The organism is Vibrio sp. 10N.261.45.E2, from assembly GCF_002875705.1.
Lineage (GTDB): Bacteria > Pseudomonadota > Gammaproteobacteria > Enterobacterales > Vibrionaceae > Vibrio.
In genome coordinates this window covers 1-14,959 of the sequence record NZ_MCZZ01000027.1, presented here as the reverse complement: position 1 = coordinate 14,959, position 14,959 = coordinate 1, and the positions used below count along the sequence as shown (strand labels likewise).

General features: G+C 43.0%; 15 protein-coding genes. 5 read left to right on the top strand and 10 right to left on the bottom strand.

Annotated features, from left to right (window positions below):
* Positions 1–91: 91 nt before the first annotated feature.
* On the bottom strand, positions 92–1,495 hold the full coding sequence (locus tag BCT34_RS01840; protein WP_076652615.1) for a methyl-accepting chemotaxis protein: 1,404 nt from the start codon (positions 1,493–1,495) through the stop codon (positions 92–94).
* Between the two features lie 88 nt (positions 1,496–1,583).
* Between BCT34_RS01840 and yccX the strand changes: the two genes are divergently transcribed.
* Positions 1,584–1,871, top strand: a complete 288-nt coding sequence (yccX, locus tag BCT34_RS01835; protein ID WP_076652617.1) for an acylphosphatase — start codon at positions 1,584–1,586, stop codon at positions 1,869–1,871.
* A 58-nt stretch (positions 1,872–1,929) separates the two neighbouring features.
* Here yccX and BCT34_RS01830 read toward each other — a convergent pair whose 3' ends face one another.
* The 6 genes from BCT34_RS01830 to BCT34_RS01805 form a co-directional block, all read right to left on the bottom strand.
* On the bottom strand, positions 1,930–2,259 hold the full coding sequence (locus tag BCT34_RS01830) for a TusE/DsrC/DsvC family sulfur relay protein (RefSeq protein ID WP_017057205.1): 330 nt from the start codon (positions 2,257–2,259) through the stop codon (positions 1,930–1,932).
* A 160-nt stretch (positions 2,260–2,419) separates the two neighbouring features.
* Positions 2,420–3,085, bottom strand: coding sequence for a Bax inhibitor-1/YccA family protein (locus BCT34_RS01825; RefSeq protein WP_017057206.1), 666 nt, complete (start codon positions 3,083–3,085; stop codon positions 2,420–2,422).
* 282 nt (positions 3,086–3,367) lie between these two features.
* Positions 3,368–4,132, bottom strand: coding sequence for an amino acid ABC transporter ATP-binding protein (locus tag BCT34_RS01820; protein ID WP_017059704.1), 765 nt, complete (start codon positions 4,130–4,132; stop codon positions 3,368–3,370).
* Between the two features lie 22 nt (positions 4,133–4,154).
* Positions 4,155–5,252, bottom strand: coding sequence for an amino acid ABC transporter permease (locus BCT34_RS01815; protein WP_076652619.1), 1,098 nt, complete (start codon positions 5,250–5,252; stop codon positions 4,155–4,157).
* 1 nt (position 5,253) lies between these two features.
* Positions 5,254–6,459, bottom strand: coding sequence for an amino acid ABC transporter permease (locus tag BCT34_RS01810; protein ID WP_076652622.1), 1,206 nt, complete (start codon positions 6,457–6,459; stop codon positions 5,254–5,256).
* 145 nt (positions 6,460–6,604) lie between these two features.
* Positions 6,605–7,633, bottom strand: coding sequence for an amino acid ABC transporter substrate-binding protein (locus BCT34_RS01805; RefSeq protein ID WP_048610904.1), 1,029 nt, complete (start codon positions 7,631–7,633; stop codon positions 6,605–6,607).
* A gap of 480 nt (positions 7,634–8,113) precedes the next feature.
* On the opposite strand from BCT34_RS01805, the gene BCT34_RS01800 reads away from it, so the two are divergent.
* Positions 8,114–9,055: a bifunctional precorrin-2 dehydrogenase/sirohydrochlorin ferrochelatase gene (locus BCT34_RS01800; protein WP_076652624.1), complete on the top strand. Its 942-nt coding sequence runs from the start codon at positions 8,114–8,116 to the stop codon at positions 9,053–9,055.
* Positions 9,056–9,203: 148 nt separating this feature from the next.
* Here the strand turns inward: BCT34_RS01800 and BCT34_RS01795 are convergent, their stop codons facing one another.
* Together BCT34_RS01795 and BCT34_RS01790 are read right to left on the bottom strand one after the other, a co-directional pair.
* Positions 9,204–9,686, bottom strand: a complete 483-nt coding sequence (locus BCT34_RS01795) for a YajQ family cyclic di-GMP-binding protein (RefSeq protein ID WP_076652627.1) — start codon at positions 9,684–9,686, stop codon at positions 9,204–9,206.
* A 12-nt stretch (positions 9,687–9,698) separates the two neighbouring features.
* Entirely contained in the window at positions 9,699–10,757 is a 1,059-nt protein-coding gene (locus tag BCT34_RS01790) for a 3-deoxy-7-phosphoheptulonate synthase (RefSeq protein ID WP_076652630.1), read from the bottom strand.
* 207 nt (positions 10,758–10,964) lie between these two features.
* Here BCT34_RS01790 and BCT34_RS01785 point away from each other — a divergent pair, with 207 nt between their 5' ends.
* Positions 10,965–11,852, top strand: coding sequence for a putative PEP-binding protein (locus BCT34_RS01785; protein ID WP_076652633.1), 888 nt, complete (start codon positions 10,965–10,967; stop codon positions 11,850–11,852).
* A gap of 159 nt (positions 11,853–12,011) precedes the next feature.
* Positions 12,012–12,497 (top strand): DUF4442 domain-containing protein, encoded by a 486-nt coding sequence (locus BCT34_RS01780; protein ID WP_076652636.1) that lies wholly within the window; start codon positions 12,012–12,014, stop codon positions 12,495–12,497.
* 133 nt (positions 12,498–12,630) lie between these two features.
* Here BCT34_RS01780 and BCT34_RS01775 read toward each other — a convergent pair whose 3' ends face one another.
* Positions 12,631–13,986 (bottom strand): hypothetical protein, encoded by a 1,356-nt coding sequence (locus BCT34_RS01775; RefSeq protein ID WP_076652638.1) that lies wholly within the window; start codon positions 13,984–13,986, stop codon positions 12,631–12,633.
* 28 nt (positions 13,987–14,014) lie between these two features.
* Between BCT34_RS01775 and BCT34_RS01770 the strand changes: the two genes are divergently transcribed.
* Positions 14,015–14,923: a S1-like domain-containing RNA-binding protein gene (locus tag BCT34_RS01770; protein WP_174571142.1), complete on the top strand. Its 909-nt coding sequence runs from the start codon at positions 14,015–14,017 to the stop codon at positions 14,921–14,923.
* Positions 14,924–14,959 lie beyond the last annotated feature (36 nt).

The window sequence follows — 14,959 nt, the reverse complement described above, 5'->3', positions numbered from 1 at the left end:
TCGGGGAAGTACAGGTGAAAAGCAAATAAGAAAGGGCTGCAGAAGCAGCCCTAGTAATGATTAATCAACACTTAGTGGTTGGATATCAGTATTAAGCTTTAAGACCTGTCAGCAAACCTTCCATCGTATCGCTTTGTTTACGAAGTTGGTCGACATTGGAATTACTCTTACTGATCATCTCGCAGATACTGTCTGATTGATGACGAATCTCTTCAACACTTTGTGCAATGTTGTCAGCGACTACGCCTTGTTCTTCAGCCGCGGTAGCAATTTGAGTGCTGCTATCTGAAATAGACTGGTTCTTTTCAGCTAATGAACCGATCTCAACGTTCACTTCCGACATCAGTGTTTGGCCTTCACCAGCATTGTTTACCGTTACTTCCATCAGTTTGGTCAGTGATTGGCTGTTACGTTGTAATGACTCAATCATACTTTGGATTTCAACCGTTGCTTGTTGAGTACGACCAGCAAGGGCACGAACTTCATCGGCAACAACAGCGAATCCACGACCTTGCTCGCCTGCACGTGCAGCCTCTATGGCAGCATTCAGTGCCAATAGGTTAGTCTGCTCTGAAATGCCATTGATGGTTGCGACCACTTCATCGATCTGCGCCGCGTTGGCATCAAGCTCTTCTACTGCTTGTGAAGCGGATTGGATCTCTTGAGATAGGTTAGAGATAGACTCCAATGTATTTGAAACCTTGACTTGACCACTTTGAGCAACACCGCGAGCGTCCATGGTTTGTGAACTAGACGCATGGGCAAGAGTTGCAACTTCGCGAATCGTAGCAGCCATTTGCTCAGTTGCACTTGCCAGGCTATTCAGGTGTTCCTGCTGGTTACCTGAGATGTCTGAACTTTGTTGTGTTGACTGGTTCAAGTCCGAGCTGATTTGCTGCATGAGAGCAACAGACTCTTGGATTGATAGAACCATGTTTTGTTCACGCTCGGCGACTTTGTCGATTGTAATCGCGATTTCACTGAACTCGTCACGAACTAAGAAGTAGTTCATGCGGCATGTTAAGTCGCCATTCGCTAGAGTGTTCAAGGCTTTATTCATTGAGAACATCGCACCGCCAATGAAGGTCATGATGTAGTAAACACCTAGCGCTATCAGCGTTAGGGTTACAGCGATGATAGAAACCTGAGTCGTCGATAGAGCAGACCAAAGGTTTTGATCATGGTTAGCAACTAGACTGAATGCACCATTCATCACCGAAACAGAACCAGCCCCGTAACCTAAAGAGATGGTTTCAGAGTTGCTAACAAGCTGAGCTACTTGCTCTTTAGTGAGTTGGCCGGCTTCGATAAGCCCTTTCATCAAGAGCATTTCTTCTTGATAAAGGTGAGCAAGTAAAGAGTCCGCGGCGCTATCTAAAACGAGAGTTAATATAACCAGGGCAAGAAGAGGCAATAAGAAGAGTAGATAGAACTTTTCTTGGATTTTTAGGTGAATGAGATATTTGTCAATCCAACGAAATGGGATTTCTTTCATAATCGTTATACTCGAAGTAAGTCCACCAATAAGCGGTGAATGAATAGAAGCTAAACTATATCATTCATACAATTTATGAGGCAACGTTATGGAAAGTTCGCAATATATTTTTGTCGTATCAGGCGTAGTTCAATGTGTTGGGTTTCGTTATCACACCAGTAGACAGGCGCAAACTCTAGGTCTCTTTGGCTATGCAAAGAACTTAAATGATGGTCGAGTTGAAGTATTAGCTGTCGGAGAGAGTCAGCAAATAGAGAAGCTACATGCTTGGCTTAACATTGGCCCTTCAAGCGCGACAGTAGACAACGTAGTGATGCGTCAAATTAAAGAAAGTGAGCAACAGAACATACGTGTTGGGGAGTTTAAAATACTGTAGTTATAGCACTACAGTATTTATATCGAGCGTAACTAAATAACCTAAAGTGAGTTAGGTTTTACAAGCACTTTGCTGGTTTAGGTAAACCGGCGAGCTTGGTTGCTTGTTTTGCCGGCCCTTTTTTGAATAACTTGAATAGGTACTTGCTGTTACCTTTTTCTGGGCCGTGCGCTTTTTCCATCGCTTTAACTAGCATACGAACCGCTGGTGAGGTATTGAACTCTTCGTAAAAGCTCCTTACAAAATGGACGACTTCTAGGTGTGCATCGGTAAGTTCAATAGCCTCGTCTTGAGCAAGAATTTCAATCATACCTTCTTCCCATTGTGTGTAATCCAATAGGTAGCCTTGAGCGTCGGTTTCGATTTGCTTGCCGTTATATTCAAACATGTTTAATCCAGGATCCAATTAACTATGCGGATAGGGTACATGACCAAGTTTATCTTTCTCAACAGAAATTGTAGCTATCTATAGAAATATCGCACTTATAGATGCAAAAAAGCCCAAGAGATAGGCTCTTGGGCTAGATATTCTTCAATGATAGGAGCGATTAGTCGTCGCTGCCCATGATGCCTAGGATGCTTAGTAGGCTGATGAAGATGTTGTAGATCGATACGTACAAGCTGATCGTTGCTGAGATGTAGTTTGTTTCACCACCGCGAATGATGTTTTGCGTTGTAAGCAAGATAACACCTGTCGAGAATAGGATGAACATACCGCTCATTGCCAATGATAGTAGAGGCATTTGTAGGAAGATGTTTGCAACCATACCTACAAGCAGTACTACGAAACCAGCTAGTAGCATGCCGTTAAGGAACGACAGGTCACGCTTAGTTGTTAGTGCGTAAGCTGATGCACCCATAAATGCCAGTGCTGTACCGCCAAGTGCAGTTAGGATGACGTCACCCATGCCTGCGCCAACGTACATGTTTAAGATTGGACCGATGGTGTAGCCTAAGAAACCCGTAAATAGGAATGTGAAGACTAGACCCATGCTGTTGTCACGGTTCTTTTCTGTTAGGAAAAGTAGGCCGTAAAAGCCAACTAGCATAATGATAAGACCCGGGCGAGGAAGGTTCATCGCCATGGATACGCCTGCTACAACAGCAGACCAAAGTAGTGTCATAGACAGTAGTGCGTAGGTGTTACGCAACACTTTATTGGTTTGCAGAGCACTTTCTTGAGATGCTGTGCGTGAAAACATAGGGCTGTTCATAATCTTCCTCGTAAGGTGACTTCAATAGTTATTAGTACATTTATGGGGTTGAAAGTTCGAAAAATCAAGTCTCTCATTCCTCTTGTATACGTAAAATAATAATCAAAATAGTCGGTTAAGTGTTTCTGAAGGTGTAACAAAGTATTTCTTAAAGTGCAGTCGAGATTCAATGTTCGATTTTTAGCGCACTGAATTGCTGTTTAGAATCTTTAAAACGTAATTATAACACTGAAAACAAAGAGGCGACCTAAGCCGCCTCTATCGTTTATGCATCGTAACACATTAGTGGTGTAAAATTTGGCTTAAGAAGTTCTGCGTTCTGTCTGATTGTGGATTTTCAAAGAAGTCGACAGGGTTGTTTTCTTCTATGATTTCACCGGCATCCATGAAGATAACGCGATCTGCGACCTCTTTAGCAAAGCCCATCTCGTGCGTTACACAAAGCATCGTCATGCCTTCTTCTGCAAGTTCAACCATTACGTCTAACACCTCACGAACCATCTCCGGGTCGAGTGCAGATGTTGGCTCATCAAACAGCATTACTTGAGGGTTCATACACAAAGAACGAGCAATCGCTACACGCTGTTGTTGACCACCTGAAAGCTGACCTGGGAACTTGTCCGCTTGCTCAGGGATTTTTACGCGCTCTAGGTACTTCATAGCAATCGCTTCGGCTTCTTCTTTCGGCATTTTTTTGACCCAGATAGGGGCGAGAGTACAGTTCTCTAATACCGTAAGATGCGGAAACAAATTGAAGTGTTGGAAACACATACCTACATCTCGTCGAACAGCTTCGATGTTCTTGAGATCTTCGGTCAATTCATTACCTGAAACGAAAATGTGACCTTTTTGGTGTTCTTCTAGTCGGTTGATGCAACGGATCATCGTTGACTTACCAGAGCCTGAAGGGCCACAGATAACGATTTTCTCGCCTTTTTTAACTTCTAGATTGATGTTTTTAAGTACGTGAAACTCACCGTACCACTTGTTCATGTCTTTCAACTCGATCATAAGACCTTGAGAGTTGTTTTCTGTTTGCTGCGTCATAATACGTCCTTGATCTTGTTAATTATCGTTTGTGACCGGTGTGAAGTCTGTTCTCTAGCCATATCGAATATCTCGACATACCAAAACAAAACACCCAGAACACTAACGCGACAAATACATAACTTTCTGTAGCGAAGCCTAACCACTCTGGGTCGGTATTCGCTGCTTGGCCAATACCTAACACATCGAACATACCGATGATAAGTACCAGACTGGTGTCTTTAAATAGGCCGATGAATGTGTTCACGATTGATGGAATAGTGATTTTCAACGCTTGAGGAAGAATAATTAGTCCCATCTTTTTCCAATAGGTTAAACCAAGTGCATCAGCAGCTTCGTATTGGCCTTTTGGAATCGCTTGAAGACCACCACGAATAACCTCCGCCATATAAGCGGCACTAAACAACACCACACCAACGAGGGCACGGATTAGCTTATCGGTTTCAGAACCTGCAGCTAAGAATAGAGGTAACATTACCGATGCCATGAACAGCACAGTAATAAGAGGAACGCCACGCCAGATTTCGATATACACAGTACAGATACTGCGAATAATCGGCATTTCTGAGCGACGACCGAGTGCTAATGCCACACCGATAGGAAGCGAAACGACAATACCAACTAACGCGATGATTAATGTAACCAGTAGACCGCCCCATTTGTGGGTATCCACAACTTCTAGTCCAAATATACCACCGTATAGCAACCCAGCAATGATAAATGGGTAGATGTTTACGAAGAACAACCAAATCCACGTACGCTTAGGTGTTTTTTCGTAAGCCAATAAAGCGACAAAAATAGCCAAAGTTGCGTAGAAAAGGCGAGGTCGCCATAGTTCAGCTTCAGGATAAAAGCCGTACATGAACTGATCCCAACGAACACTGATGAATACCCAGCAAGCACCGTCACTGGTACACGCATCACGAGTTGTACCAACCCAATCAGCATTTAAAAACGCCCAGTCAAAAGTTGCCCAAAGTAATGAAAACGCGATGTAACCTAAAATTAGTGTCACCACGCTATTAACAGGGCCGTTAAAGAGATTTTTCCTTAACCAACCAACCATGCCAACAGTATTCGCTGGAGGCGGAAGGTCAGGTTGAAATTGATGTGTGCTCATATTATCTCTCCACCAATGCTACTTTACGGTTATAGATATTCATTAACGCGGAGGTCAATAAGCTTAGAGTGAGGTAAACGCCCATGGTCATGGCAATGATTTCAATTGCTTGACCGGTTTGGTTAAGCGTTGTGCCTGCGAATACAGAAACTAGGTCAGGGTAACCAATCGCCATCGCTAACGAAGAGTTCTTGGTTAAGTTCAAGTATTGGCTAGTAAGCGGTGGAATGATGATACGTAAAGCTTGCGGGATGATAACCAGCTTAAGTGTACGAGAACGTGGCAGCCCTAAAGACATTGCAGCCTCTGTTTGACCGTGGTTCACCGCATTAATACCCGAACGAACGATCTCTGCAATGAAAGAAGCCGTATAGATACTGAGAGCTAACACAAGAGCTGCAAGCTCAGGAATGATGCTGATACCGCCTTTAAAGTTGAAGCCTTTTAGAGCAGGGTACTCCGCCGAAATAGGCATACCCATCACAAAATAAACAACCAGAGGCAGACCAACGATCAAGCTAATTGCAATACGTAACATCGGTGTTTGCTGGCCTGTCAGCTTTTGCTTGTTGTTTGCCCAAATGTTGATGATTACCGTAGCAATAACGCCGATAACGAAGGCAGCGATAACGAAGCTGCTCCCTTGCTCTAAAACCGGAGCTGGGAAATACAATCCACGAACGTTCAAGAAGATAGCTTCACCCAAACTCAGACTTTGACGTGCGGATGGAAGAGCTTGAAGAACAGCGAAATACCAAAAGAAAATTTGGAGTAATAGAGGGATATTTCGGAAGATTTCAATGTAAACCGCCGCACATCTACTAACCAACCAGTTAGAAGATAAGCGAGCGATACCCATACTGAAGCCAAGAACGGTGGCTAGAATAATACCGAGTACTGAGACTAGGGCGGTATTTAATAAGCCGACGACGAACGTTCGACCATAAGAGAAGGTTTCGTCATACTCGACGAGCGTTAATCCGATACCAAAACCGGCTTCTTGACTCAAAAAATCAAAACCAGTGGCAATACCTCGGGCATCAAGGTTGGTAAGGGCGTTATTTACTATGGTGTAGAAGAAAGCGCCGAGTGCTCCGACAGCGATAATCTGAAAAATAACAGATCGAAAAGTCGGGTTATATAGAAGGTTGGCACTTTTTGCTTCAGGCTTTTCCTGGGAAGGAGTAAGAGTGTTGTTAGGTTTCATACTGCAATAACCTCAAATCCATTTAACAGTTAGGGCGGATAAACCGCCCTAAATCGTGTTACTCAAATATTCATTTTCTGTTTGTTGCTACCACACAAGATATGCGCGATAGCAACGTTTCGAACAAGTAATCACGTAGGCGCTATTAACGGATTGGTGGAGCGTACATAAAGCCGCCCGCATTCCATAATGCATTTACACCACGAGAGATTTGAAGTGGAGAACCTGTACCAACAGTACGTTCAAAACTCTCACCGTAGTTACCAACTTGTTTAATTACTTGGTAACCCCAGTCGTCACGAATGCCAAGGCCTTTACCTTTAGGACCGTCTACACCAAGAATACGTTTGATGTTTGGGTCTTTTGACTTAAGCATTTCGTCTGCATTTTTAGAAGAGATGCCGTATTCTTCGGCGTTGATCATTGCTGAAAGTGTCCATTTAGCAACGTTAAACCATTTATCATCATCTTGACGAACAACAGGACCTAGAGGCTCTTTAGAGATGATTTCAGGTAGTACTTCTGCAGATTTAGGATCAGCTAGGTTTAGGCGAAGTGCGTATAGACCAGATTGGTCGGTAGTGAGCACGTCACAACGACCTGCGTCGAAACCTTTAGATGTTTGTGCTGCCGTATCGAATACCACTGGCTTGTAAGACATGCCGCTGTTACGGAAGTAATCGGCTAGGTTAAGTTCAGTTGTTGTACCTGATTGAACACATACAGAAGCGCCATCAAGCTCTTGTGCGCTTGTCAGGCCTAGTTCTTTCTTAACCATGAAGCCTTGACCGTCGTAGTAGTTAACGCCTACGAAGTTCAGACCTAAAGCAGTGTCACGATGTAATGTCCATGTTGTGTTACGAGATAGTACGTCGATTTCACCAGATTGAAGCGCAGTAAAACGCTCTTTTGCTGTTAGAGGTACATACTTAACTTTGGTCTTGTCACCGAGTACAGCCGCTGCAAGAGCTTGACAATACTCAACATCAATTCCTTCCCATTCACCTTTTGAGTTAGGGTTAGAGAACCCTGGAAGACCGGTACTTACACCACAAGTTAGAAAACCTTGAGATGTGACTTTGTCCAGAGTGCTTTCTGCCGCTGATGCCGATGTTGCCATCATCGCAGTTGATGCAGCTACTACTGAAGCAAGAAGTGTTAGTTTATTTGTCATTTGTATCCTTCCTTGTTAACCAGGTGACACCTGATACTCGTGCTCGTTTGAGTTTCTCTTGTGTGTTGCGTTTTCTATGACCTTGTTGTTCAAATTAAACGAGTTGCATTTTGCAAATGAAACTGTGTGCGATTTAAACAACTGTTTATAAGGTTAGGAAAGGATCCGTAGTTTCACAAATGTATAATTTAAAAAGAATTTTGAATGAAATCACAAATCCGAACACAATTAGAATGACCAAATGTTAACTGAATGTAAATAGTGCAACGGTTCACACTGTTGGTGCAACGAGATTTAGATTTTTATATTGATAAACCAATAGATAAATATTCTGAATGAATGTCACAGTGGTGGAGCATTAACCTTAAAAAAGATTGAAATTTGGTCAATAAATATTTTTATTACACTTCGATAGTTATGAATATGCTCCAAATTTGGTAGCATGGCTGAATAGTTATTGAAGTCGTCTCAAGGAAGAACATGCGTTATTTCCCAATGTTTTTGGATGTAGAAAATAAGCCAATCTTAGTGGTTGGTGGGGGTGAGGTTGCTTGCCGTAAAGTTGATAGTTTGCTGCGAGCTGGTGCTGATGTGACTTTGGTTTCCCCCAAGGTAGCGCCTTACTTAAAGCAGCTAGTCGATGAGAACAAACTTCACTGGGTTCAAAACTTTTACTCGTCACAGATCATATCGAAAAATTACTTACAGGTTTGGGCTACAACAGACAACCCAAGCTTGAATCACCAAGTGTATAATGATGCGAAAAAACTGGGTATTTTAGTCAATGTGGTTGATGATCTACCTTACTGCGATTTCATTACACCTTCGATGATAAATCGCGGCAGAATCCAAATTGCCATCTCTAGTGGCGGTGCATCACCTGTTTTGGTCAGAAATATCAGAGAAAAACTCGAAACGGTATTGCCACAAAACATTGGTTTGATAGCAGATTTTGGTGCATCAAAACGCAATTCGATCAAAGAGTCATTCCCAACCGTCGACGAGCGTCGTAAGTTTTGGGAGCGATTCTTGTCATCCAGTTTTATCGAGCAGGTGAATGACAGAGAGCAGTTAGAGTCATATTACCAACGAGCGCTAACGGAAGGCATTGATAACGAAGGGCAAGTCACTTGGATTGAATTCGAACAAGACGTCGAGTTGCTGTCTATGAAGGCTTTACGTTTGATGCAAGAGGCCGAGTTAGTGCTTTCTCCGAGCGATTGTCCATTTGAATTTGTCGACCTGTGCCGCCGAGATGCAGAAAGAGAGGGCTATGCTAATAGCGTAGAGCTATCGACCAAGCTTGAGCAGGCAAGATCAGAGAAACTGCGAGTGTGTGTGTTTATTCCACCAGCAAGCGTAGAGTTTAATCTGTTGGTCGGTAAAGATCTTAAACTGTCAGCCGCCAAAGTGCTCAGTTGAGATGGCGGATTATAAGCTAGGTTTTCGATGAAACTGGCCCGATGAATAAAAAGCCACTTCTTATAAAGAAGTGGCTTTTTGCTGTTTCAAACACGACATTGTATTAATGAATGAGCATCCCAAATAAGAGGTTGCTCAAACTCAGAAATTAGTCGCGGAAGTTGTCAAACTGGAAAGGTTGACCAAGTTCACCGTTGCGAACCAAAGCCATTACAGCTTGTAGATCGTCACGCTTCTTACCAGTTACACGAACTTTGTCACCTTGGATAGAAGCTTGAACTTTAACTTTGTTGTCTTTGATTAGTTTAACGATCTTCTTAGCTACATCTGTTTCAATGCCTTGCTTAAAGATAACCGTTTGGTGCCAAGTGCGACCTGTTTGGTCTGCTGCTTTCGCTTCCATCGCGTTAGGATCAACATTGCGCTTCGTTAGGTTGCTGCGAAGGATATCGCGCATTTGCTTCAGTTGAAAATCGTCTTGAGCAGTCAATTTTACTGATTCATCTTTGTAATCAAAGCTTGCTTCAACGCCGCGGAAATCGAAACGAGTCGATAGTTCACGGTTTGCGTTGTCTACCGCGTTACGCAGTTCTACTGCTTCTACTTCAGAGATAATGTCAAATGATGGCATTGTGTTGTTTCCTTAAGCTAAGTTTCTATCTTTAATTGCTGTTGCAAGCATGTCTAGCATTGTTGCAGTATCTTCCCAGCTCAGGCATGGGTCAGTAATCGACTTGCCATACTCTAGGTTATTGATATCTGTCATCGGCTGGTTGCCTTCAATAATGAAGCTTTCTGCCATGATGCCTGCAATTTGGTTCTTGTTAGATTTGATTTGCTCACAAATGTCTTGTGCAACTTCTAACTGTTTACGGTGTTGTTTCTGACAGTTAGCGTGGCTAAAGTCTACAACCAAACGTTGCGGTAGGTCGAATTCAGCCAGTTGCTTACATGCTACATCTACTGATTCAGCGTCGAAGTTAGGGCCTTTATCACCACCACGTAGAATAACGTGACCGTATGGGTTGCCAGAAGTACGGTAAACCGTCATGCGGCCGTTCTTATCTGGTGAGTAGAAGTAGTGTGAAGCATGTGCAGCACGAATTGCATCGATAGCAATCTTGATGTTGCCGTTGGTCGCGTTCTTGAAGCCAACAGGGCAAGACAGTGCAGAAGCCATTTCACGGTGAATCTGAGATTCAGTCGTACGAGCACCAATTGCGCCCCAAGTGATAAGGTCAGCAATGTACTGACCTGTGATCATATCAAGGAATTCAGTCGCAGTAGCCAAGCCAAGCTTGTTGATATCTAACAGAAGCTTACGAGCTTTGTTTAGACCAGTTTCAAGTGCGTATGAACCATCAAGGTTAGGATCGGTAATCAAACCTTTCCAGCCTACAACGGTGCGAGGCTTCTCAAAGTAGGTTCTCATTACAACGAACAGTTCATCTTTGTACTGGTCTTGAATCTGACTTAGGCGCTCAGCGTAATCAAGTGCCGCATCTGTATCGTGAACAGAGCAAGGGCCTACGATAACTAATAGGCGGTTATCACGACCAGTTAGGATATCTTCGATTTGGCGGCGAGAATTTTTAATGCGCTCAGCAACGTCGTCAGTAATAGGGTGTGCATTGCCTAGTTCGGCAGGAGTTGGCATAGGACCCAGAGCTTGGGTTCTCAACTCATCAGTTTTTAATGGCATGTGATAGCTTTTTTATTCTATTGCGAAGTGGTTAAGATAACGGAATTGAACAGAGGAATAAACTCTCTTAAGTCAAAGTTATCTCAGTTATTACTAATATTCTTATTTTTATCAGCTGGCCAGCGTCAAATAAGGGATTTTCGCTTGTATTAACAGGCAGCTATCGGTATTTTCGTTTGAACACAACATAAAAATGCTGGAGCAGCAATGACTCAAGAAAATCAAAGCACTTTGCACCCAGAACTTGTTTTAGGTGATGTGCTGCCTTCTTATAATGACAATAATAATTCCACCCATTTATACGTTTCACTATCTGAATTGGTAATGGATCGTGTCTTCTACCACCCAAGTATCGCTAGCCACTTAGATACTTTGACTGATATCGAAAAAACGTCTTTAGATGCAATCCTTGGTGATAAATCAGTTGATGAGCATTTTGTTTCGACTTTAGTGATTGCCATTCAAGCTGCCGTTCAACCTACTCATACTTCTGTTCGTATCGCACTAAGCAGTGCAGACAGCTATGGCTTCCGTTCGCTGCTTGGCGGGAACTGTGAAACTGAAGAAGTAAACCCAGCGCTAGGTGTTCGTGGCGTTGGTCGTTACGCGACACAAGAGTACAGCAAAGCCTTTGCTTTAGAGTGTCAGGTCATTAAAACGTTGCGAGAGCAGGGTATTAACGTTGAAGTGGTTGTGCCGTATGTACGTGCATTGAGCGATGCTGCTAAGATTATTGACCTGCTTGCCGAGCAAGGTTTACCACGCGGACTGAATGGTTTGAAAGTACTGTTCTCTTGCGATGTGCCTTCTGCAGTGCTACTGAGCGAACGTCTATTGCATTACTTCGATGGCGTGGTAGTGAATGTCGATAACTTAGCGTCCTTTACTTTAGGCGTAGACAAACACAATGAAGCTCAGCAACACGCTTTCGACCCACAAAACGAAGCGGTGATTACTTTATTGGATATGATAGTTAAAGCAACGCTGCATGCGAAGAAGCCAGTGCTGCTAGTGACTCAAGGTTTGGTGGATTACCCACGTCTACAAGGTTATATTGCTGACCTTGACGGTGTTGCAACGGTCGTGACTGCGTAAATCGATTTGCTTGCCTTATACGGCGACTTAAAGCGCTAATGCTCTGAGAATGAAAGAGATATCATCTTGCGATGATATCTCTTTTTTGTAACATTTTTTTGACATCTCGATCGCTTATCGATTAACTGGTCTGATGACTGTTTTGACTAGGTAATCCAAATGTTGACCCCTCTACAAAAAGCAAATTTCTACTTGAGCATGTTTGGTTTTTTCAAAGTACCTCTGATTTGGTTATGCAGACCAAAATTGCTCGCACTGGATAACCAACATGTTGAGGTCAAGATCCCTCTCAAAAGACGAACGAAGAACCACCTCAATAGTATGTATTTTGGTGTGTTAGCTGTGGGTGCTGATGTGGCGGGTGGCTTTCTTGCGATGAGCAAATCTCAGCAGCAAGGTGAAAAGATTTCGTTGGCATTTAAAGAGGTGACGGGCAACTTCTTAAAGCGGCCTGAAGGCGATGTGCATTTCACTTGTAACGACGGTGAGCTGATCAACACTATGTTGGCAGAAACTATGTCCACTGGGGAGAGAGTGAATCAACCCGTAACTATTATCGCGACTTGCCCCTCTTTACATGGCGATGAGCCAATGGCCAAGTTCACGCTAACGCTTTCGATTAAGAAAATCCCGTCTAGGAAGTAGCTTGGAAATAGATGGAAGCTTGAATAAGTGAATAAGTGAATAAGTGAATAAGTGAATAAGTGAATAAGTGAATAAGCGAAGGAGCGGTATGCGAATTGAATATCCACATACCGTGCTACACACCTTAGAAAAGTTAAGATTCTTGAGTGATTTGCTCGATGTCCACGATCTTTGAACGGTTCATTACAATCTTCCAACGGTAATAGGTCGGTTCGTTATCGTGATTGTTCTCTTTGATGATTAGGTTGATCAAGTGGCGCTTTTCTACTGATTCACGGCTAACTTGCCCTTCATTCAAGCGATACACTTTATTTGAACCCTTATCCATCAAGCGTGTCAGTGCTCTTAGGCTAATAGACAAGGTTTCACGAGTCTCTTCATAACCACTCATGAATGTTGATGTCGACATCTCTGTATGAGAACGGTAGTGCAGAATCTGTTCTTCACGTTGCACAACACGCTTCTTACGTATCGATTGAATACGGTCTGCCAGCTTAGAAAAACTCGCATAATCCAGCCATTCAAGCTTATGACCAACTGATTTATTGGTCGTTGGATCATAGTAACGACGCTTCCACTTTGGCTTACCTTTACGAAGCCAGCGCCAAAGGATGTCTCTCAAGTCATCTTTGAAGATTTCACGCAACGCGTAGATGAATGACATCGCGACGATGAAAGACGCAGTAATTTCTCCTAGGAAGTCACGGGCTAAGATAACCGTCGTTGTCACCACTACCATCACCAAACCTGTTGCAATGCCTTTTACGGCGCGTTTAACGTTCTTGCCCATCGATGTGGTTTTTTCTTTTAGAACGATAGGGTGCTCAATCAAACGGCGTAGCAGTCGCATCTTATTACTTAGACGGGTGACGTCTTCGCGAACCTTAGCTGAGTTGTAACGATTGAGCTTGCGGTGAGCGGTTTCTTTATCACAAAGCGTCAAAAGGCGATCTTTAATCGTGGAATATTCACTGCCACGTGGCATATGAGATACCAGCGATAGGAACTTTTGCTCTGTGTACCATGAAAGGTAGTTATCAATATTCGCGTAGTAGCGCTTTAAGTTCTCTTCATAAGGAATACTACGACGAAGCTTTTTCAGAATGTCTAATGCGAGCTCAATGACTTCATCTACTTCATCAGCCGTTACGTCGTCACTATCATTCTTGTTAAGACTGCTTACTGCTTTATCTAATGCGATAACGTATTGGTAGGCGAACAAACTCAAACTGACACGATATTGTGTGGTAGATAAGCGTCCACGTTTTGCCAAGCGGCTATGTACTAATGGTAATAGTGTCTTATCACTGTAGTAAGCGCGCTTTTGAGTAATTGAACTGTAGAAAAAGGCACTTTCAGAAAGTACTTCAGGAGTCAGTCCAAGTTCACCGGGAATGAAGAGATAAACGTCCATGTCGAGCTTTTTTGTCTTAGCCATGGCATGGTTAATTTTTAGTGTTATCGCATCTTGTTTATCAACGGTGATCAACGATGTCTCCTAGAATGTAAAAATATGAATGAAACTAGCGAAAGCATATCAGAGATCACGTATAATCTCCGCCAAATTTAAAGTAGAGACAATCTTGATGATTAATATTGGTCAAATAAACAACTTAGAAGTAGTAAAACAAGCAGACTTCGGTGTATTCCTTGACGCTAGCGACTATGGAACCGTGTTGCTGCCAAAACGATTTACTCCTGAAGGTGTTGAAATTGGTCAAAAGCTAGATGTTTTCTTATACATTGATTCTGACAACCAGATCGCTGCAACCACTGAAACCCCAATTGCCCAAGTAGGCCAGTTTGGCTTGATGACAGTTGAAGGTGTTAACAGCACGGGGGCATTCATGAGCTGGGGCGTGAAAGGTAAAGACCTTCTTGTTCCTTTCAGCGAGCAGCGCGGTCGTTTAAACGAAGGCCAGTCAATCTTAGTCTATGTGTATATCGATAAAGCATCGAGCCGTATTGTTGGTACAACGAAGTTCAACAAATGGTTAGACAAAACGCCAGCGACTTATAAGCAAAATGAACAAGTCGATCTAATTATCGCTGAGCGCAGCCAATTGGGTTACAAAGCGATTGTGAACGGTGAACACTGGGGCATGATTTTCCCGTCAGACATCATCGGTAAGTTGTTCATTGGTAAAACGCTAAAAGGCTACATTAAAAATGTTCGTGAAGAAGACGGTAAGATTGATCTGTCTCTTCAAAAAATTGGCGTAGCTAAGATGGATGACCTAAGCACTAAGATTCTTGACTTGCTTGAGAAGAAAGGCGGTTTCCTGCCTTTGAATGATAAGTCTTCTCCAGAAGCGATTTTCTCTGCATTCAGAACCAGCAAAGGTACGTTCAAGAAGACAATTGGTGGTTTGTACAAATCTGGCAAGATCACTATCGACAAAGAAGGTATCAGCTTAGTTAAATAAGTGATCCTCTCGGTCAAAAAAAAGGTTCATCGCGGC

What these genes read in the sequence shown, in the direction of transcription:
- BCT34_RS01815 (WP_076652619.1), bottom strand. Translation starts at nt 5,252, where the DNA reads ATGAGCACACATCAATTTCAACCTGACCTTCCGCCTCCAGCGAATACT.
- BCT34_RS01810 (WP_076652622.1), bottom strand. Translation starts at nt 6,459, where the DNA reads ATGAAACCTAACAACACTCTTACTCCTTCCCAGGAAAAGCCTGAAGCA.
- BCT34_RS01800 (WP_076652624.1), top strand. Translation starts at nt 8,114, where the DNA reads ATGCGTTATTTCCCAATGTTTTTGGATGTAGAAAATAAGCCAATCTTA.
- BCT34_RS01770 (WP_174571142.1), top strand. Translation starts at nt 14,015, where the DNA reads ATGAAACTAGCGAAAGCATATCAGAGATCACGTATAATCTCCGCCAAA.
- BCT34_RS01795 (WP_076652627.1), bottom strand. Translation starts at nt 9,686, where the DNA reads ATGCCATCATTTGACATTATCTCTGAAGTAGAAGCAGTAGAACTGCGT.
- yccX (WP_076652617.1), top strand. Translation starts at nt 1,584, where the DNA reads ATGGAAAGTTCGCAATATATTTTTGTCGTATCAGGCGTAGTTCAATGT.
- BCT34_RS01830 (WP_017057205.1), bottom strand. Translation starts at nt 2,259, where the DNA reads ATGTTTGAATATAACGGCAAGCAAATCGAAACCGACGCTCAAGGCTAC.
- BCT34_RS01790 (WP_076652630.1), bottom strand. Translation starts at nt 10,757, where the DNA reads ATGCCATTAAAAACTGATGAGTTGAGAACCCAAGCTCTGGGTCCTATG.
- BCT34_RS01820 (WP_017059704.1), bottom strand. Translation starts at nt 4,132, where the DNA reads ATGACGCAGCAAACAGAAAACAACTCTCAAGGTCTTATGATCGAGTTG.
- BCT34_RS01840 (WP_076652615.1), bottom strand. Translation starts at nt 1,495, where the DNA reads ATGAAAGAAATCCCATTTCGTTGGATTGACAAATATCTCATTCACCTA.
- BCT34_RS01805 (WP_048610904.1), bottom strand. Translation starts at nt 7,633, where the DNA reads ATGACAAATAAACTAACACTTCTTGCTTCAGTAGTAGCTGCATCAACT.
- BCT34_RS01780 (WP_076652636.1), top strand. Translation starts at nt 12,012, where the DNA reads ATGTTGACCCCTCTACAAAAAGCAAATTTCTACTTGAGCATGTTTGGT.
- BCT34_RS01825 (WP_017057206.1), bottom strand. Translation starts at nt 3,085, where the DNA reads ATGAACAGCCCTATGTTTTCACGCACAGCATCTCAAGAAAGTGCTCTG.
- BCT34_RS01785 (WP_076652633.1), top strand. Translation starts at nt 10,965, where the DNA reads ATGACTCAAGAAAATCAAAGCACTTTGCACCCAGAACTTGTTTTAGGT.